Raw genomic sequence first — 17,939 nt, 5'->3', positions numbered from 1 at the left:
GGCACGCCAGGCCGCGTCCCGCAGGCGCGATTTGCTTGGGATCAATGACGACCGCCAGCCTCGGGGACCATGATCGCCCATCTTCAACGAAGAAGAGAGGGTGTCATGTTCAAGGTCTCGCTCCTGGTCTGGATCATGCTGGGTACGGTGCTGGCAGGCGTCAGCCTGATCGTCGTGCTGATGGTGCCGAGTTTCGCCGCCGACGCCATCAGGAACATCCCCTACGCCGTGGCGGTGGGATTTGCGCTTGCGATGCCGCTGTCATATCTCGTCGCACGCCAGATCCGCGGCGGGCAGGGCCTGCGCAACGTCTGACGGGCACGAGCCGAGACTGGCGGCGCGCGTCACGCTGGCCTATCGTCCGACTCATGCGTTTGAAATCCAACATATGGGTCGCCGCCTATTTACGCCGGTGCCAGACCGAGGGCGTGTTCGGCGCGGTTCGCCGTCGCGGCGCCGAGGAGGCGGGGGCGGTCTTCGTGAAAGTGTCGACGCTCGACGGGCAGGCGATGCTCTACGCGCCGGCGCCGCAGACCTCTTACGACGACGGCCGGCCGGTCGATCGCTTCTTCGTTCCGATGTCGCCGCAGCCCTTGCCGGAGCACACCATCGAGGAACGGCTGACGAAGGAAATCCGCTTCGATCCGGATGCCTGGATCGTGGAGACCGAGGACCGCGCCGGGCGGCATTTCCTGGAATTGGCGAAGACGTAGCTGCTGCCTCGCCGTGTCCCGGACAAGCGGCGACGCGTTAGCGTTGCCGCGCAGAGCCGGGACCCAGAAGGCGGCTTGAATGGACGCGGCGAGATGGCCCCGGCTCTGCGGCGCAGCGCCGAAGAGCGCTGCGTCCGGGGCACGACCCGAAGCTGCTTTAGAACCCGCCTTACCGCTCCGACGATCCGCCGGTGCCCGTCCGCACCCCGGGAGCGGAACCCGGCTGCACCGCCGGTCGTGTCTGGCTTCCGCCCGCGCGTGCGCGCTGGCGTTCGCTGTCATGCAGCGACGGCTGGTACTTGGCGCGGGTGACGGCGAGCGTCGAGCCGCGCCAGGCCGCCAGCATCACCAGCGCCGAGCGGTCGCTGAGGCGGTCGTAGAGCCGTGACAGCCGGTACACCTCGTTTACGGAGGTGCCGATCGCCGGCTTGAAGAACAGCAAAATGCGCTGGAAGTTCGGGCTCGGCATGTCGAGCGCGCGGGCGGCGACGGCGAGCGCTTCGCCGCCGGCATCGTCGACGATCTGGGCTGCGACGCGCGAAGGCAGAATCAGGCTGTCGCCGAGCTCGAGCGCGAAGTTCTCGACGTCGCCCGCGATCGCCGCCATCTCCAGGATCTGGATCGCGCGCTTGGCGCGCACGGTCGGAATCCGCGGCGCGGCCTTCAGCGGGGTCTGTGCCAGATTGTGCAGGATCAGCGCGCGCTCGGAGGGACCGGCGCGGAAGAACATGTCGTGGATCTCGGCGGCGTCCTTCGGCTGCATCGCCATGCTCGCGGCCATGCGCTGCTCGGCCTCGGTCGGCGCGCGGACCGGGGAGGGGGGCGGCGCGGGCGCGGGGATCTCGCGGGCCAGCGGAACCCTGCGGCCTTCCTGGGCGGCGACCAGCCCGAGCTTCTGCAGCACCGGAACGGGCGTCTGCGGATAGACCGCAAGCTTCGCCTTGACGGAAGCGCGCGTGGCATCGTCGACCTGGTCGATCAGCCGCGTCGCAAGCTCGATGAACTGGCGCTGTTCGTCGTCGCTGTGGACGCGCGTCTGGACATAGAGGTCGGTCAGCACGCGCAGCAGCGTCGGCCGAACATCGACGCCTTCGCGACGGGAGAGGCTCATCAGCCCGTCGAATCCGGGAAACAGCGACTTGGTCATGGAGGCGTACGCAACTCGGAAAAGATACTCGGGGCGAGCCTAGCGCAGGTTCCTTTAAAGGCTCGTTAAGGAAAACGAGGCGTGAAGCGGATCCTTGAATTCGAGGCCATTTCGTGCCGCAACGGGACGGCGGGTCCGGCCCGTGCGGTTACGGTCCGAGAGGCACGTTTACACCCCGTTAACCATGAGCTGATCTTAATGATCGCCATGTTGCAGGAGCGTATTTGATCGCGCGGCAATTGAGAGAGCTGACATGGGGACCATCATCGAATTTCCGGCCGGTCGCCGGGTAGGCTCGTCGGGGGACGTCACACCGCGCGCGGACATGGGGACGATTCTGATCCTCCCGGTGATCCGCATCGAGCGCGAGAGCGACGAAACCAGCGGCGATCGCGGACCGGAGCAGGGCACAGCGCCGGGGCGCCGTCGTCGCCGTCGCTGACATCCGGCTTCGTGCAATGCCGGACACCATCCGCCAGATCCGGCCCGTTCTATCGGCCGTCCTGCTCGCACTGCTCGCTGCGACCCTTGGCGCGTGCAGCGGTGGCGATTTCGGCCGCACCCGCGCCGACATGCGCAGCGACGACATGCATCGCTGGCTCGGCGCCGAGGTCACCGGCAGCGTCGGCCTGAAGCCTTCGCAATTCCAGCTGACCGACGAGGAGCGCCAGCTGCGCGACCTCGCCTATCCCATGATCGAGCCGCCGCTGTCGCGTCCCGCCTGGAAGAGCGTGTTCGGCGACTACAAGGCGATGCCATCGCCCTGGCGGCAGAAGATCGTGTTCGACCGCACCATGTACGGGCGCACGCTCATCGACGAGCCGCACCGCTCGCATTCCTCGCGCTATGCGCAGCTGATGGAGGACGTGCGCAACGACATCACCCGCTTCGAGCCGTTCTTCGCCTCCGCGATCCGCGTCATCGACCTCGACCGGAAGCGCGACGCCAGCATGGCACGCGTCTCCGCGCTCTCGCCGAGGGAGAAGGAGGACGCGGTCGCGCGCATGCAGGAGAACTCGCTGATCGTGCAGTGGGTGCAGCAATGCCTGGAGCAGCGCGTCTCCTCCTATCGCTGGGCGCTGGAGCGCCTGGTGATCCAGGCCCCGGACGGCATGGCCGCCGACGCCGACCGCCTGATCGGCGAGCTCGCCGCCCAGACCGCCAACCCGCCGGTCCAGGCGCAGCCGCCTTACGGGCGCGCGGTCATCTCGAAGGGCTGAGGGCTTTGCGGGTGCCAGTGCGGCGCCCGGTTCGAGCCGGCCCGCGCCGCTTCTGCAGCTTCCCGACGAATTCCTTCAGCGCATCCGCCAGCGGCGCCGAGGCGCGGTAGGCGAGGCCGACCTCGCGCTTCACCTTGACCTCGATCTCGCGCACGGCGACCTCGGGATTGCCGCGCGCCACGCCCTCGGGGACGATGGCGATGCCGACCCCTGCGGCGACCAGCGCGATGGCCCAATCTTCCGACTGCGCGATCGCCGCGGTGTGCCGCCGCTGCGCACCGCGGCCGAAGAACGCGCTCTGCTCGCAATGGCAGCGATCGATCAGGGGCACGCCGGCGAGATCGGCGGTGCGAAGCTTGTCCTTGAGCGTCAGCGGATGCGACGGCGGCAGCGCCGCGACATAGCGCTCGCTCCACAGCGCGACGAACTGCTCCTCCTTGCGCAGCATGCTCTTCGAGATGATGCGTGCATCGGCGGGCTCGTCGCTGCCGACGAGCCGGAGTGAAACGTCGCTGCGCGCCGTCAGCGGCTTCAAGAGCGCGATGGTCCGGGGCACGTCGAGCGTGCGCATCAGGCCGAGCGTGACATTCGTCTTGGTGCTCGGCTTCCTGAACAGGGCGCGCGCGGCATCGGTCTCGTCGATGATGCGGCGGGCGAGGGCGTGAAACTGTTCGGCCGAGGCGGTCGGCGCGACGCCCTTCTTGTGCCGGATGAACAGGGTGGTGCCGAGCTCGGCCTCCAGATGGGTGATCGCGGTCGAGATCGAGGGCTGCGACACGAAGCAGGCCCGCGCGGCCGCGGTCAGGTTGCGTTCGCGGTAGACGGCGGCGAAGTAGCGAAGCTCGCGGATATCCATAGGATTGGCCTAGAGATAATATCAATACTCGATATTTTACCTATGCCGTGAACGATGGCAAGAACGCCCTGCTCGTAACCGGCAGGGACACGCGATGAAGATCCACCATCTCAACACCGGCACGATGTGCCCGATCGGCCGCCGCCTGGTGAACGGCAGCGGCAGCCTGTTCCAGCGCGCCCGCCTCGTCTGCCACTGCCTGCTGGTGGAAACGAATGACGGGCTCGCTCTGGTCGACACCGGCATCGGTCTCGACGACATCGCATCGCCCGAGCGGCTGGGGCGGCGGTGGGTGCGGCAGACCGCGCCACGACTCGATCCCGCGGAGACGGCGGTCGAGCAGGTGAGGGCACTCGGCTATTCACCCAAGGATTTGCGCCACGTGCTATTGACGCATCTCGACCGCGACCACGCCGGCGGCGTGCCCGACTTTCCCCACGCCGCGATCCACGTCCATCGCGCCGAATACGACATGGCGGTGCTGCGCAAGCCTGCACCGCCCGAAGGGCGCTATGTCACGGGCCAGTGGAGCCACGGACCGCGCTGGGCATTTTATGGCGAAGCCGGCGAGGACTGGTTCGGCTTCAAGGGCGTGCGCGCGCTCGGCGACAAGGAGGCGGACGTCCTGATGATCCCGCTTGCCGGCCACACGCTCGGCCATTGCGGCATTGCGGTGCGCTCGGGCGACAAATGGCTCTTGCATGCCGGAGACAGCTATTTCCATCACGCCCAGCTCGACGCATCGCCACGCATGCCGTTGATGCTCGGCTACTTCCAGCGCCGCGGCGACATGGACCGCGACATGCGGATCGCCAACCAGGAACGGCTGCGCACGCTGAATCGCGATCACGGCGACCGCGTGAGCATCGTCAACAGCCACGATCCCGCGGACTACGAGCGCTGCCGGTGCGGCGCGCACTGAGCGCGCGCCGACGCCTCACCGCTGCCCATCGTGCACCGAAATCTCCGATGCCTTGAGGCCGCCGATGCGCGCGTGGGGGCGGCCGCCGGTGGCCATCACGAGGCCGAAGGCGATCTCGTCGCGCCGCGGCGAATCCCATAGCGTCATCTCCGCGGTGCCGAAATGGCTGCGGACATAGGCGGCCTGGATGTGGCCGAGCGGCACCATGAGCCGCGTGCCGGGGCCGCCGATCGTCTTCGCCGCCGGAACGATCGCCTTGGGCTGTCCCATCACTTCGCGCATGCCGTGGCCGCCGGCTTCGTGCCAGACGGCGCCATGCTCGAGCTCGCCGTCCTCGCCGACGATGATGCCCTTGCCATAGGCTTCGATGCGTTCCGCGCCGCCGAGCTGCGCGATCAGCTGTGTCGCAAGCTCGCGCCCGAGCTGGCGCAAGGACGCCTGGAACGGCATCAGGTCGGGCTCGTAGCGGCCGGCGAAGGGATTGCGGATGATCGCGATGGCGGTGCCGACCAGAAGCGGCGTCTCCCGCCGCGGCCCGCGCTCGTGCCAGATGGTCTCGACGCTGAGCGCGGTCTTGCGGATGTCGTAGGACATGAGTGGCCTTACGCCTCGTCCACGACGGGATTGCGGAGCACGCCGATATTCTCGATCTCGACCTCGACCACATCGCCCGGCTTGAGGAAGACCGGCGGCTTGCGGGTGAAGCCGACGCCGGCCGGCGTGCCTGTCGCGATGACGTCGCCGGGCACGAGGTCGAAGATGGTCGAGCAATATTCGATCAGCCGCGGGATCGAGAAGATCAGCATCGAGGTGTCGGAGGACTGCACGGTCGCGCCGTTGACGCGCGTCTCCAGCTTGAGCTTGGTGGGATCGCCGATCTCGTCCGGCGTGACCAGCCACGGACCGAACGGGCCGGTGCCGACGAAGTTCTTGCCCGAGGCGATCTGCTGCGCATGACGCTGCCAGTCGCGCACGCTGACGTCGTTGTAGATCGAGTAGCCCGCCACGTGATTCCACGCGTCAGCCTGGCTGATGTGACGGCCGCCCTTGCCGATGACGACGGCGAGCTCGCCCTCCCAGTCGAAATTGTCCGAAACCTTCGGCCGGATCACCGGCGCGTTGTGCGCAACCTGGGAGCGCCAGACCCGCAGGAAGATCGGCGGAAACTCGGTGATCTCGCGCTTCATGCCGAACGCCACGGCTTCGTTGTGGTGGTCGAGATAATTGCGAACGGCGCAGACGATCTTTTCCGGCCGCGGGATCACGGGAAGATATTTGACGTCGCTCAGCGCAATCGTCGGCTTGCGTCCGGCGACAATCGCCTCGCGCTTGGCGTAGTCGTCGCTGCCCAGGAAGTCCGCAAGCGTCGGGTACTGGGGCAGGGCGCGGCCGAGATCCACCACGCCGTTTTCGACAACGGCGCCCCAGCTTTCCCGATTTCCGTCCAAGAACGACAATAGCTTCATGGTCACGCCCCAAGGGTTCTAATTTTCGATATACCATATTATTTTCGAAAATAAGGCGCGGCGCAAGCCCACCGCGCGAAAATGCTGCCCGCCTATTCAGTGTCGAGCAGATGCGCGGCGTAGGTCGCGACGTTGTCGGCGGTCGAGCGGATATGCGTCTCGATCAGCTGCACGGCGAGATCGGCATTGCGCGAGATCGCGGCCTGCATGATGGCCTGGTGCTCGCCGGCCTTGTCGCGCGGGCGCGGCCGGAAATTGGCCGACAGATGCCGGTAGCGCTCGGCACGGTCGAACAGCTCGGCGCGGATGGCGAGCAGCGTGGCGGTGCCGCAGGCGGAGACCAGCGCCTGGTGGAATTGGCGGTGCGCGATCTTCCATTCGGGATCGCGCAGGGGATGTTCGGGATCGCGCTGCTCGATTCGCTTCAACCGATGCAGTGTGGATATCACGGCGATTTCCCAATCGTCATCGCCCCTCTGGATCGAGCGGCGGATCAATTCCACTTCCACCAGCACCCGCGCGTCGGTGATTTCGATCAGATCCTGGCGGCTGACCGGCGCGACGCGAAAGCCGCGTTGCTCCTGCGCGTCGACCAGGCCTTCGGCGGCGAGTGCCGTCAGCGCCTCGCGCAGCGTCGTAAAGCTGGCACCGAACCGCTCGCGCAGCACGTCGAAGCGCAGTGGCTCGCCCGGCGGAAGCGCGCAGGCAATGATCTCCTCGCGCAGCCGATGGGTGATGTCGGCGGCGATGGTCTTGCCGAATTCCTTGCGGGGACGAATGGCGCTGTCGGGCATGGCTCTGCCAATGAATCGATGGCCCAAGATGCCGCGCCAACGACCATCTTGCAATAATTTTCGTAAACGGTATGATTTTCGAAAATATGGGTTGAGAGGCCGAGGAGATCATGAGGGCGGTGCTGGTGCGTCAGCCGGGTGGGCCGGAGGCACTTGAGGTGGTCGAGCTTCCGGTGCCCGTGCCCGGACCTGGCCAGGTGCAGATTCGGGCCGAGGCGTTCGGCGTCGGGCAGCCCGATGCGCTGATCCGGCGCGGCGTCTACAAATGGATGCCGCCGCTGCCGGCCAATCCCGGCAATGACGTCGCGGGACGCATTTCCGCGCTCGGGCCCGGTGTCGAGGGCTTTGCGATCGGGCAGAAGGTGCTGCTGAGCGCGCGCGATCTCTCCCAGCGCGGCGGTTGCTATGCCGACTATGTCGTTGCGCCCGCGGATGCCGTGCATACGCTGCCGGACAATGTCGATCTGCAAGCCGCGGTGTGCCTGTCGAACTACCAGGTCGCCTACGCGTTGCTGCATGAATGCCGCCATCCGCGCGCCCCCAAAAGCGTGCTGGTGATTGGGGCTGCCGGCGGCGTCGGCACCGCGCTGGTGCAGTTGGCGAAGCTCGCCGGGATGACCGTCATCGGCACGGTCTCGACGGAGGAGAAGGCCGCGTTTGCCAAGGCGAACGGTGCCGATCACATCATCTTCTATCGCAATGAGGACGTGGTGGCGCGCACCCGCGAGCTGACCGACGGCGAGGGTGTCGGCCTCGTGCTCGATCACGTCTGCGGGCCGGAATTCACCGCCTATCTCGGCGCGCTCGGCAAATGGGGCACGCTGCTGTCGTACAATGCCTTTGCCGGATTGCCGGAAGAGAATTTGATGGCGGCGATGCGCGATCATCTCGACATTTGTCCGGCGATACGCTGCTTCTCTTTCCACATTTACGATCATGATCGCGAGGGCCGACGTGCCCTGATGCGCAGCGTGATCGAGGCGCTGGGCCGCAATGCCATCAAGCCGGCCATCTCTGCGGTGTTGAAGCTCGACGAGGTCAGCAAGGCGCATACGCTGCTGGAGCAGGGCTCCGCGCTCGGCAAGATCATCATGATTCCATGAGGGGGTGGACCGCACGATGACGACACAAGCACCCATCGCACGCTTCACCCGGCTGCGGCACGCGACCTTCACCTCGCCAGATCCGGAGCGGCTGCTCGATTACTACCGCGGCGTGATCGGGCTTGGCCTCGTTGCCCGCGACGGACAGCGCCTGTTCCTCGCCAACGATTCCGAGCAACTCTCGCTCGTGATCGAGCCCGGCGATGCCGCGCTGAAGAGCATCGCTTTCGAGATATCGCCTGATGTCCAGCTGGAGGCGCTGGGCGCCGCGCTGAAGCAGGCGGATCTGCGGCCCGAGATCCACAGCGATGTCCTGCCCGGTGTCTCCAGGCTGCTGTCCTTCAGCGACCCCGAGGGGACGCGCTTCGAATTGATCCAGGGCTGGACGCCGACGCCCGCGCAGGAGCGGATCGGCGCGCTCGCCGCCGCCAAGCTCGGCCATGTCGCGCTGCGCACGCCTGATCCGAAAGCCGCTTCGGAGTTTTATGCGAACCTGATGGGCCTGCGGGTCTCCGACTGGATCGAGGACCGCTTCGTCTTCATGCGCAGCGGCTTCGAGCATCACACGCTCAACTTCGCCCGCGCGCCTGTCCGCAGTCTTCATCATTTCGCCTTCGAGCTGCGGGGCCCCGAGCACATGCATCAGGCCTGCGATCATCTCGCACGGCACAAGCTGCCCGTGCTCTGGGGCCCGGTTCGCCACGGTCCCGGCCACAACACCGCGATCTATCACCGCAATCCCGATGGTCATCTGGTCGAGCTGTTCTGCGATCTCGACCGCATGACCGACGAGGCGCTCGGCTATTTCGAGCCGCGGCCCTGGCACCGCGATCGTCCGCAGCGGCCCAAAGTCTGGGTCGGGCTGCCACGCGACGTCTGGGGCATGCCGCCGTCGCCTGAATGCACGGAGTTCGCGCGTTAGAGCATGATTCGGAAAAGTGTGAAGCGGTTTTCCGAATGGATCATGCTCACACTTTAACGGCTTCGATCACGACTTGAAGACGCCGCGCGCGTTGCGGCCAACGATAGAACAATTGAGGGAGAAGCATCCATGCGAGGGATGAAGCGGCTTGCTGCGGCCATTTTTCTGCTCAGCGGTTTTCTTGCGACCACACCGGTGTTCGCCGACGCCTATCCGTCGCGCCCGATCCGCCTGCTGCACGGCTTCGCCGCCGGCGGCGCGGCCGACACGCTGTCGCGCATCATCGCCGACGGGCTCTCCAAGAAGCTCGGCCAGCCGATCATCGTCGAGGCCAAGCCGGGCGCCGGCGGCAACATCGCGGCGGACGCGGTCGCCAAGGCGGCACCTGACGGTTACACGCTCGGCCTCGTCACCGGCGCGCACGCGATTTCCGCGGCGACCTACAAGAGTCTGGCCTACCGGCCCGCCGAAAGCTTCGAGATGATCTCGACGCTGGTCTACTATGCGCTCGTCATCGCCGTGCGCAGCGACTACCCGGCAAAATCGCTGAGCGAGCTCATCGCCATGGCCAAGGCCAAGCCGGGTTCGCTCAGCTTCGGATCGGTCGGCTTCGGCAGCACCCATCACCTTGCGGGTGAATTGCTCAACGCCACCGCCGGCGTCGAGATCGTGCACGTGCCGTATCGTGGCGATTCCCAGTCCACCACCGCGCTGCTGGGCGGCGACGTTCCCATCGTCGTCGGAACGCCCGTCCTGCTCGCCCCGCAGATCCAGAGCGGCGCGATCCGCGGCCTTGCGGTGACCTCGCCGAAGCGCACCGCGCTGCTGCCCGACGTCCCGACCGTGCAGGAAGCCGGCATCAAGGGGTACGACGTGCGCACCTGGGCCGGCCTGCTGGCGCCGAAGGGAACGCCGCCCGCCATCATCGCCGCACTCAATGCCGCGACGCTGGATGCGCTGGCAGACCCCGAGCTCAAGCAGCGTCTGGAGACGGCCGTCGGCGGCGAGGTTCGCGGCAGCTCGCCGGAGGAAATGAAGAAGCTGATCGAGACCGAAATCGCCAAATGGACCGGCGTGGTGGAGCGGGCAAAGATCCCGAAGATCTGAGCCGGAGCCCACGGGGCGGGCCTCGCTCACGAATGCTTGACCGGGATCAACGAATGCCTCCGGCGCCGGAGTATGGTACAAAAGTGAGGTTTCCGGTCCGAAGGTAAGCTGATCTTGATGCGGTTCGTCCGTACCATCCTGGCATTCGTCATCGCCATGTCCTTGGCGATGCTGCCCGTTGGCGCGTCGGCTTCCCATCTCGCCATGTCGCAGGACGACATGCAGGCGGCCATGCAGATGAGCGCCGACGCCGCGGTGGCGATGGACGATTGCTGCCCGGACATGAAGGGACCGGCCTCCAACACGGATGGCTATAAATGCGGGATGGGTTTCTGCTGCGTCGGCGGGATGATCGCGCTCGCCGACATCAGGCCCGTCGCCTTCGGCCATCTCGCCATCGCCGCCAGCACGCTTCCCATCCCTGAGGATCAGGTCGTCACCATCGGCGGCGGCAGTCCTCCCTTCCGGCCTCCTCGAACCTGATCTCGCCAAGCCCTGAAGACGCGTGCGGCCTGCCGCGCGCGCGAGGACTGACGTGCGCGCTTCCTGCGCCACGGCGAAAGATCAGATCATGAGGACAGGACAATGCTTGCCAAATTCAGCACTGCGGCGCTCGCCGCCACCCTTTCGCTTGCCGTTTCCGCCGCGATGGCGGGCGCTGGCGACTACGCCTTCGAGCCCGTAACTGCGCAAATGAAGAAGGGCGACGACGTCACGCTCTCGGTTCGGCTGACCAACAAGCAGACCGGCAAGCCGGTCGCCGATGCAGTCATCTTCAAGACCCGCGTCGACATGGCCCCGGACGGGATGGCCGAGATGGAATCGGCCGTGGCGCCGCTGCCCTCGCAGGAGCCGGGCGTCTACGCCTTCCGGACGGACCTGCCGATGGCGGGCCGCTACCAGGTGACGCTGTCGGCGAAAGTGCAGGGCGAGGCGGAGACGGTCACCGGCAAGGTGATCGTCACGGCGACCAAGTGAGCGTTCGGACGCCGCAAGCGGCGTCCGAACCCCTCTTTCCCATTCACATGGACGCGCGCACGCCGCGCGAAGACACATCATGAAGACGCTGCGTCTCCTGACGATTCTCGCTCTCGGCGGTGGCCTCGCCTTCGCTTACTGGTCCTCGAACGACGGACGCTGGTCCGTTCATGCCGAGGTGTCCCCGGCTGCGGCCCAGGCGGAGCGAACTCCGCTCTACTATCGCGATCCCAGCGGCGCGCCGCTGTGGTCCGCCGGTCCGAGGAAGGACGACCGCGGCCGCGACTATCTGCCGGTCTACGACGACGATCAGGTGGCAGCGGCGGCTCCGAAGCCGGCGCAGGCGGAATCATCGCGAAAGATCCTCTATTATCGCAATCCCATGGGCCTGCCCGACACCTCGCCGGTGCCGAAGAAGGATCCGATGGGGATGAACTACGTCCCCGTCTACGAAGGCGATGACGCCGACGACGGCACGGTGAAGCTGTCGCCGGGCAAGATCCAGCGCACCGGCGTGAAATCCGAGCCGGTCGAGCGCCGCGCGATCCGCGTGGCGGTCAAGGCGCCCGGCACGATCCAGCTCGACGAGCGCCGCGTGTCGGTGATCGCGATGCGCGCGGAAAGCTTTGTGCAGAAGGTCGCCGACGTCACCACCGGCACGCGCGTGAAGGCGGGTCAGCCGCTGATGGAGATCTACAGTTCGGCCGTCGCCTCCGCAGCGGCCGAATATCTCGCGACGATCACCTCGAAGACGGTGGGCGGCGTCGAGGTCTACGGCCGCGGCTCGCGGCAACGGCTGGTCAATCTCGATGTCCCCGAGCCGGTCATCGCCGAGATGGAGCGGACGCGCATCGCGCCCGTTACCATCCATTGGTCGGCGCCGCGCGATGGCATCGTGCTCGAGCGCAACGCGATCGACGGCATGAGGGCCAATCCCGGCGACGTGCTGTTCCGGATCGCCGACACCTCGGTCGTCTGGGCCCTGGTCGACGTTGCCGAACGCGATCTCGGCAATGTCGCGGTCGGGCAGTCCGTGGCGGTGCGCGCGCGGAGCTTTCCCGGCCGCGTCTTCAGCGGCAAGATCGCCGTCGTCTATCCGCAGGTGAACCGCGACACCAGGACGGTGCGCGTCCGGATAGAGCTTGCCAATCCAGATGCGGCGCTGCTGCCGGACATGTATGTCGATGCCAACATCGACACCGCCGATGCCGCGCCCGTGCTGGTGATCCAGGACAGCTCCGTGCTCGACACCGGCACGCGCCAGGCCGTCCTCGTCGACAAGGGGGAAGGGCGCTTCGAGCCGCGCGAGGTGAAGCTCGGCCGGCGCGGCGGCGGTTACATCGAGGTGCGCGACGGGCTCGCGGACGGCGAGGCCGTGGTCACATCCGCCAACTTCCTGATCGATGCGGAAAGCAATCTCAAGGCCGCGCTCAAGGGCTTTGCCGAGGCCGCGCCTCCAGCTCCCGGACCGGACCATGCGACGGGAGAGCACAAATGATCGCCCGCATCATCGCCTGGTCGGCGCGCAATTTGCTGCTGGTGCTGTTCGGCACCGGCTTTGCGGCGGCTGCCGGTCTCTATGCGCTCGTCCATCTGCCGCTGGATGCGATCCCGGATCTCTCGGACACGCAGGTCATCGTCTACACCGAATATCCCGGCCAGGCGCCGCAGGTGATCGAGGACCAGGTCACCTATCCCCTGACCACGGCGATGCTCACCGTGCCGAAATCGAAGGTGGTGCGCGGCTTCTCCTTCTTCGGCGTGTCCTTTGTCTACGTGATCTTCGAGGACGGCACCGACATCTACTGGGCCCGCTCGCGCGTCCTGGAATTCCTCAACGGCGCGGCGTCGCGGCTGCCCGCCGGCGTCAGCCCGACCATCGGGCCCGATGCCACCGGCGTCGGCTGGGTCTACCAGTACGCGGTGGTGTCGAAGGAGCTGAACCTCGCCGACACCAGGACGATCCAGGACTGGAATCTGAAATTCGCGCTGGCCAGGGCCGAAGGCGTCGCCGAGATCGCGAGCATCGGCGGCTTCGTCAAGCAGTACAACGTGGTACTCGATCCGCAGCGGATGCGCGACCGCGGCATCAGCCTACAGAAGGTCCGCGACGCCATCCGCGCCAGCAACGCCGATGTCGGCGGGCGCACCGTCGAGCTCGCCGAGTTCGAATACGTCATCCGCGGCAAGGGCTATATCAAGAGCATCAACGATCTCGGCAACATCGTGCTGAAGACCAGCAACGGCACGCCGGTGCTGCTCCGCGACGTCGCCCATGTCGAGCTCGGGCCGGACGAGCGCAGGGGCATCACCGAGCTGAACGGCGAGGGCGAGGTCGCCAGCGGCATCGTGCTGCAGCGCTTCGGCGTCAACGCGCTCGACGTCATCGAGAACGTCAAGAAGCGCTTCAAGGAGATTGCGAGCAGCCTGCCGAAATCGGTCGAGATCGTGCCGGTCTACGACCGCTCCAGCCTGATCTACGCCGCCATCGACACGCTCAAGCATACGCTGTTCGAGGAGAGCGTCGTCGTCGCGCTGGTCTGCATCGTGTTCCTGCTGCATGTCCGCAGCGCGTTGGTCGCGATCCTGATGCTGCCGGTCGGCGTGCTGATGGCGTTCGGCGCCATGAAGCTGCTCGGCCTCGGCTCGAACATCATGAGCTTAGGGGGCATCGCGATCGCGATCGGTGCCATGGTGGATGCCGCCATCGTGATGATCGAGAACGCCCACAAGCATCTCGAACGCGCCGGGCCCGATCAATCGCGCGTGCAGACCCTGATCGATGCCGCCTCCGAAGTCGGGCCTGCGCTGTTCTTCAGCCTGCTGATCATCACCGTGTCGTTCATGCCGATCTTCACGCTGGAATCGCAGGAAGGGCGGCTGTTCAGCCCGCTCGCCTTCACCAAGACGTTCTCGATGGCCGCGGCGGCCATTCTGTCCGTGACGCTCGTGCCGGCGCTGATGGTGATCTTCGTCCGCGGCAAGATCGTGCCGGAGAGCCGGAACGTCATCAATCGCTTCCTGATCTGGATCTACCGTCCGGTGATCAAGGGCGTGCTGCGTGCCAAGACGTTGGTGATCCTGGCCTCGCTCGCCGTGCTCGCGGTCACGATCTGGCCGGCAAGCCGGCTCGGCACCGAGTTCATGCCGACACTGAACGAGGGCACGCTGCTCTACATGCCGACCACGCTGCCCGGCATCTCCGTCACCAAGGCCGCCGAATTGATGCAGACGCAGGATCGCATCATCAAGACGTTCCCCGAGGTCGCCTCCGTCTACGGCAAGGCGGGACGGGCGGCGACGGCGACCGATCCGGCGCCGACCGAGATGTTCGAGACGGTGGTCAATCTGAAGCCGAAGGAGGCTTGGCGCCCCGGCGTCACCATCGACAGCCTGATCGCGGAGATGGACAAGGCGCTGCAGTTTCCCGGCGTCTCCAACGCCTGGACCATGCCGATCAAGGCCCGCATCGACATGCTCTCCACCGGCATCCGCACGCCTGTCGGCGTCAAGGTCATGGGCACCGACCTCGTGGAGATCGACCGGCTGGCGCGGCAGGTCGAGCGGGTGATCAAGACCGTCCCGGGCACGTCGTCGGCCTACGCCGAGCGCGGCATCGGCGGCTACTATCTCGAGATCGTCCCGGATCGCGAGGCGCTCGCGCGCTACGGCATCCTGATCCAGGACGTGCAGGACACCATCGCCGCCGCGCTCGGCGGCCAGACGGTGACGACCACCGTGGAAGGCCGCCAGCGCTTCACGGTGAACATGCGCTATCCGCGTGACCTCCGCGACAATCCCAAGGCGATCGCTGGCGACATCCTGGTGCCGATGCCGGCGGGCGGCGCCGTGCCGCTCGGCGAGGTCGCCAAGGTCGAGCCGGCGCGTGGACCGACGTCGATCCGCACCGAGAACGGCCAGCTCGCGACCTACATCTATGTCGACATCCGCGATCGCGACATCGGCAGCTACGTCGCGGACGCGCAGCGCGCCGTGACGGAGAGCATCCAGTTTCCCGCCGGCACCTATGTGGTCTGGAGCGGCCAGTACGAATATCTGCAGCGCGCCGCCGCGCGCCTGAAGATCGTGGTCCCCGTGACGCTGACGATCATCTTCCTGCTGCTGTACCTGAACTTCAGGGCGCTGACCGAGACCCTGATCGTGATGCTGTCGCTACCGTTCGCGCTGGTCGGTGGCATCTGGATGATGTGGTGGTTCGGCTTCAACCTGTCCGTGGCGGTCGCCGTCGGCTTCATCGCCCTCGCGGGCGTTGCCGCCGAAACCGGTGTCGTGATGCTGATCTATCTCGATCACGCGCTGGCCGAGAAGAAGGCAAAGCGCGGCATCGAGGGCCGCGTCGTCACCCGGCGCGATCTCCACGACGCCATCATGGTGGGCGCGGTCGAGCGCGTCCGGCCCAAGATGATGACCGTGGTCGCCATCATGGCGGGCCTGCTGCCGATCATGTGGAGCACGGGCGCGGGATCGGAGATCATGCAGCGCATCGCGCTGCCGATGATCGGCGGCATGATCTCGTCGACGCTGCTGACGCTGATCGTGATCCCCGCGATCTTCGGCCTGGTGAAGGGGCGGGGGCTGCCGGATGGCGTGGAGCCGGCGCTCGCCGAGGAAGACGGCGCCGAATCGTCACGCGCCATGCAGGCTCCGCAAGCGGCCGAGTAGGATGAGCGCCGCGGGACGCTACGGCTGCGGCGGAAAGCGATCGAACGTCGGCAACTCGTGCGCGTGCTCCATCCAGCGCAGGCGCTCGGCGACCTGGATGTGCATCGCCGGCGGCACGGCCTCCGGATCATCATAGGTCGCGCTCTGGACGTCGATAACGCCGGGCATCATGCTGGTATTGACGTAGAACAGGCCGGTTCCGCAGTCGCCGCAAAAGTGCCGCCGAGCGTGTTCCGAGGAGTGGTACACCTTCGGCTCGCCCTTGGTCACCTTGACGGCGCCGTCCGCATACATCGTCCAGCCGACGAGCGGCGCGCCGGCGTGGAGCCGGCAATCGCGGCAGTGGCACAGCGCGTGCACGATCGGCTCGCCCTCGACCTCGTAGCGGATTGCGCCGCAGTGACAGCCGCCGGTGATGGTGCTCATGCGTTCCTCCCGATAGCAGGCCGGTTCGGTGGACCGATAGCTCTCGAGACTGGCGGCTTCAATGGCGCAATCGATCTTCGATTGCGTCCTACTGTCGCGTGACAGCTCCCGCCATGACGGCCGCGCCTAGCGCGCTTCGACCACTTCGCCGTCTTCCTTGACGAACCGGCCGACCGGGCCATCCAGCAGCTCGATGACGGCTTCGGAGGGGCGGCACAATCGCGTACCCTTCGGCGTCACCACGATCGGGCGGTTGATCAGGATGGGATGCGCGAGCATTTGATCGATCAGCTCGTCATCGCTCCATTTGGGATCGTCGAGGCCGAGGTCGCGAAACGGCGTGCCTTTCTCGCGCAGCAGCGCGCGGACGGAAATGCCCATCGCCTTGACGAGCTCGACCAGTTTCTCGCGGGATGGCGGCGTCTTCAGATATTCGATGACGACGGGCTCGACGCCGCTCTGCCGGATCATCGCCAGCGTGTTGCGCGAGGTGCCGCAAGCCGGGTTGTGATAGATCGTGACGCTCATGACCGGGTCTCCGCGCGTTACCGACGTGCCTCGACGGCCGTCGGAACCTGACTGCTGCCCGCCTCATACCATCCCCGTGTCGCCTTGACGATGCGGACGACGGACAGCATGACCGGGACTTCGACGAGCACGCCGACCACGGTGGCGAGCGCCGCGCCGGAGTCGAGGCCGAACAGGCTGATCGCGGCGGCGACCGCCAGCTCGAAGAAATTGCTGGCGCCGATGAGGGCGGCCGGAGCGGCGACGCACCAGGCCACGCCGAACCGTCGGCTCAGCCAGTACGCCAAACCTGCATTGAAATAGACCTGCACCAGAATCGGCACGGCGAGGATGGCGATGACGAGCGGCTGCCGGACGATCTGCTCACCCTGGAAGCCGAACAGCAGCACCAATGTCGCGAGCAGCGCAACCAGCGACAGGGGCTGCAGCGTCCGCATGACGCGATCGAAGCTGTCGCCGCCGTTTCGCAGCAGCGCCTTGCGCCACAGCTGTGCGACGATCACGGGAACCACGATGTAGAGCAGAACCGAGAGCAACAACGTGCCCCAGGGGACACTGATCGAAGCCACGCCAAGCAGCAGTCCCACCAGCGGCGCGAACAGGAACACCATGATCACGTCGTTCAGGGCGACCTGGCTCAGCGTGTAGTGCGGCTCCCCCTCGCACAAATTGGACCACACGAACACCATCGCAGTGCATGGGGCTGCCGCCAGCAGGATCAAGCCGGCGATGTAGGACGAAATCTGCCCGGCCGGCAGCCATGGTGCGAAGAGGTGGCCGATGAAGAAGGAGCCCAGCAGCGCCATCGAGAACGGTTTGACGGCCCAGTTGATGAAGAGGGTGACGCCGACGCCGCGCCAATGCTGGCGCACCTCGCCGAGTGAGCCGAAGTCGATCTTCAGCAACATGGGCACGATCATCAGCCAGATCAGCACGGCGACCGGCATATTGACCTTGGCGACCTCGGCAGCTGCGACCATGCCGAAAAAGCCGGGCATGACGTGCCCCAGTGCCACGCCGACGACGATGCACAGTGCAACCCACAAGGTGAGGTATCGTTCGAAAATGCCCATC

General features: G+C 66.4%; 20 protein-coding genes. 12 read left to right on the top strand and 8 right to left on the bottom strand.

Annotated elements, in window-relative coordinates:
* Nucleotides 1-105: 105 nt before the first annotated feature.
* A complete protein-coding gene (locus TSA1_RS19045) occupies nt 106-315 on the top strand; it encodes a hypothetical protein (RefSeq protein ID WP_174718972.1) in 210 nt (69 codons plus the stop codon).
* Nucleotides 316-368: 53 nt separating this feature from the next.
* Nucleotides 369-713 carry a DUF1491 family protein gene (locus tag TSA1_RS19040; protein ID WP_100177695.1) on the top strand — a complete coding sequence of 115 codons (345 nt, stop codon included), beginning with the start codon at nt 369-371 and terminating at the stop codon, nt 711-713.
* A 169-nt stretch (nt 714-882) separates the two neighbouring features.
* Here TSA1_RS19040 and TSA1_RS19035 read toward each other — a convergent pair whose 3' ends face one another.
* A complete protein-coding gene (locus TSA1_RS19035; protein WP_100177694.1) occupies nt 883-1,860 on the bottom strand; it encodes a DUF2336 domain-containing protein in 978 nt (325 codons plus the stop codon).
* 253 nt (nt 1,861-2,113) lie between these two features.
* Between TSA1_RS19035 and TSA1_RS19030 the strand changes: the two genes are divergently transcribed.
* Nucleotides 2,114-2,302: a hypothetical protein gene (locus TSA1_RS19030; protein WP_100177693.1), complete on the top strand. Its 189-nt coding sequence runs from the start codon at nt 2,114-2,116 to the stop codon at nt 2,300-2,302.
* Nucleotides 2,303-2,318: 16 nt separating this feature from the next.
* Nucleotides 2,319-3,080: a hypothetical protein gene (locus tag TSA1_RS19025; protein WP_100177692.1), complete on the top strand. Its 762-nt coding sequence runs from the start codon at nt 2,319-2,321 to the stop codon at nt 3,078-3,080.
* Here TSA1_RS19025 and TSA1_RS19020 read toward each other — a convergent pair.
* A complete protein-coding gene (locus TSA1_RS19020; RefSeq protein WP_100177691.1) occupies nt 3,064-3,936 on the bottom strand; it encodes a LysR family transcriptional regulator in 873 nt (290 codons plus the stop codon). The two genes, TSA1_RS19025 and TSA1_RS19020, sit on opposite strands and share 17 nt — an antisense overlap.
* A 94-nt stretch (nt 3,937-4,030) precedes the next feature.
* On the opposite strand from TSA1_RS19020, the gene TSA1_RS19015 reads away from it, so the two are divergent.
* Nucleotides 4,031-4,858: an MBL fold metallo-hydrolase gene (locus tag TSA1_RS19015; RefSeq protein WP_100177690.1), complete on the top strand. Its 828-nt coding sequence runs from the start codon at nt 4,031-4,033 to the stop codon at nt 4,856-4,858.
* A 15-nt stretch (nt 4,859-4,873) separates the two neighbouring features.
* Here TSA1_RS19015 and TSA1_RS19010 read toward each other — a convergent pair whose 3' ends face one another.
* From TSA1_RS19010 to TSA1_RS19000, 3 genes are all read right to left on the bottom strand, one after another.
* Nucleotides 4,874-5,452, bottom strand: a complete 579-nt coding sequence (locus TSA1_RS19010) for an amino acid synthesis family protein (RefSeq protein WP_100177689.1) — start codon at nt 5,450-5,452, stop codon at nt 4,874-4,876.
* Nucleotides 5,453-5,460: 8 nt separating this feature from the next.
* Entirely contained in the window at nt 5,461-6,324 is an 864-nt protein-coding gene (locus TSA1_RS19005) for a fumarylacetoacetate hydrolase family protein (RefSeq protein ID WP_100177688.1), read from the bottom strand.
* Nucleotides 6,325-6,416: 92 nt separating this feature from the next.
* Entirely contained in the window at nt 6,417-7,118 is a 702-nt protein-coding gene (locus TSA1_RS19000) for a GntR family transcriptional regulator (protein ID WP_100177687.1), read from the bottom strand.
* A 110-nt stretch (nt 7,119-7,228) separates the two neighbouring features.
* Here TSA1_RS19000 and TSA1_RS18995 point away from each other — a divergent pair, with 110 nt between their 5' ends.
* From TSA1_RS18995 to TSA1_RS18965, 7 genes are all read left to right on the top strand, one after another.
* Nucleotides 7,229-8,221 (top strand): zinc-dependent alcohol dehydrogenase family protein, encoded by a 993-nt coding sequence (locus TSA1_RS18995; RefSeq protein WP_100177686.1) that lies wholly within the window; start codon nt 7,229-7,231, stop codon nt 8,219-8,221.
* 16 nt (nt 8,222-8,237) lie between these two features.
* The gene (locus tag TSA1_RS18990) at nt 8,238-9,143 is read left to right on the top strand and encodes a VOC family protein (RefSeq protein ID WP_100177685.1); all 906 of its coding nucleotides are present in this window, start codon (nt 8,238-8,240) and stop codon (nt 9,141-9,143) included.
* Nucleotides 9,144-9,272: 129 nt separating this feature from the next.
* Complete coding sequence (locus tag TSA1_RS18985) at nt 9,273-10,250, top strand: tripartite tricarboxylate transporter substrate binding protein (protein ID WP_100177684.1); 978 nt, start codon at nt 9,273-9,275, stop codon at nt 10,248-10,250.
* 117 nt (nt 10,251-10,367) lie between these two features.
* Complete coding sequence (locus tag TSA1_RS18980) at nt 10,368-10,733, top strand: hypothetical protein (protein WP_100177683.1); 366 nt, start codon at nt 10,368-10,370, stop codon at nt 10,731-10,733.
* A gap of 102 nt (nt 10,734-10,835) precedes the next feature.
* Nucleotides 10,836-11,228 (top strand): FixH family protein, encoded by a 393-nt coding sequence (locus TSA1_RS18975; RefSeq protein WP_100177682.1) that lies wholly within the window; start codon nt 10,836-10,838, stop codon nt 11,226-11,228.
* A gap of 79 nt (nt 11,229-11,307) precedes the next feature.
* Complete coding sequence (locus TSA1_RS18970) at nt 11,308-12,726, top strand: efflux RND transporter periplasmic adaptor subunit (RefSeq protein ID WP_100177681.1); 1,419 nt, start codon at nt 11,308-11,310, stop codon at nt 12,724-12,726.
* On the top strand, nt 12,723-15,911 hold the full coding sequence (locus TSA1_RS18965) for an efflux RND transporter permease subunit (RefSeq protein ID WP_100177680.1): 3,189 nt from the start codon (nt 12,723-12,725) through the stop codon (nt 15,909-15,911). The genes TSA1_RS18970 and TSA1_RS18965 overlap by 4 nt, the downstream gene beginning before the upstream one ends.
* Nucleotides 15,912-15,929: 18 nt before the next feature.
* On the opposite strand, the gene TSA1_RS18960 is transcribed toward TSA1_RS18965, so the two are convergent.
* From TSA1_RS18960 to arsB, 3 genes are all read right to left on the bottom strand, one after another.
* A complete protein-coding gene (locus TSA1_RS18960; RefSeq protein ID WP_100177679.1) occupies nt 15,930-16,337 on the bottom strand; it encodes a GFA family protein in 408 nt (135 codons plus the stop codon).
* A gap of 126 nt (nt 16,338-16,463) precedes the next feature.
* Nucleotides 16,464-16,865: an arsenate reductase (glutaredoxin) gene (gene arsC / locus TSA1_RS18955; protein WP_100177678.1), complete on the bottom strand. Its 402-nt coding sequence runs from the start codon at nt 16,863-16,865 to the stop codon at nt 16,464-16,466.
* Nucleotides 16,866-16,882: 17 nt separating this feature from the next.
* Nucleotides 16,883-17,938 carry an ACR3 family arsenite efflux transporter gene (gene arsB / locus TSA1_RS18950; RefSeq protein ID WP_100177677.1) on the bottom strand — a complete coding sequence of 352 codons (1,056 nt, stop codon included), beginning with the start codon at nt 17,936-17,938 and terminating at the stop codon, nt 16,883-16,885.
* Nucleotide 17,939: the final 1 nt, after the last annotated feature.

The organism is Bradyrhizobium nitroreducens (genome assembly GCF_002776695.1).
In the GTDB taxonomy this organism is placed as follows: Bacteria; Pseudomonadota; Alphaproteobacteria; order Rhizobiales; family Xanthobacteraceae; genus Bradyrhizobium; species Bradyrhizobium nitroreducens.
The sequence above is the reverse complement of the archived record's forward strand: the minus strand, read 5'-3'. Positions and strand labels throughout refer to the sequence as shown.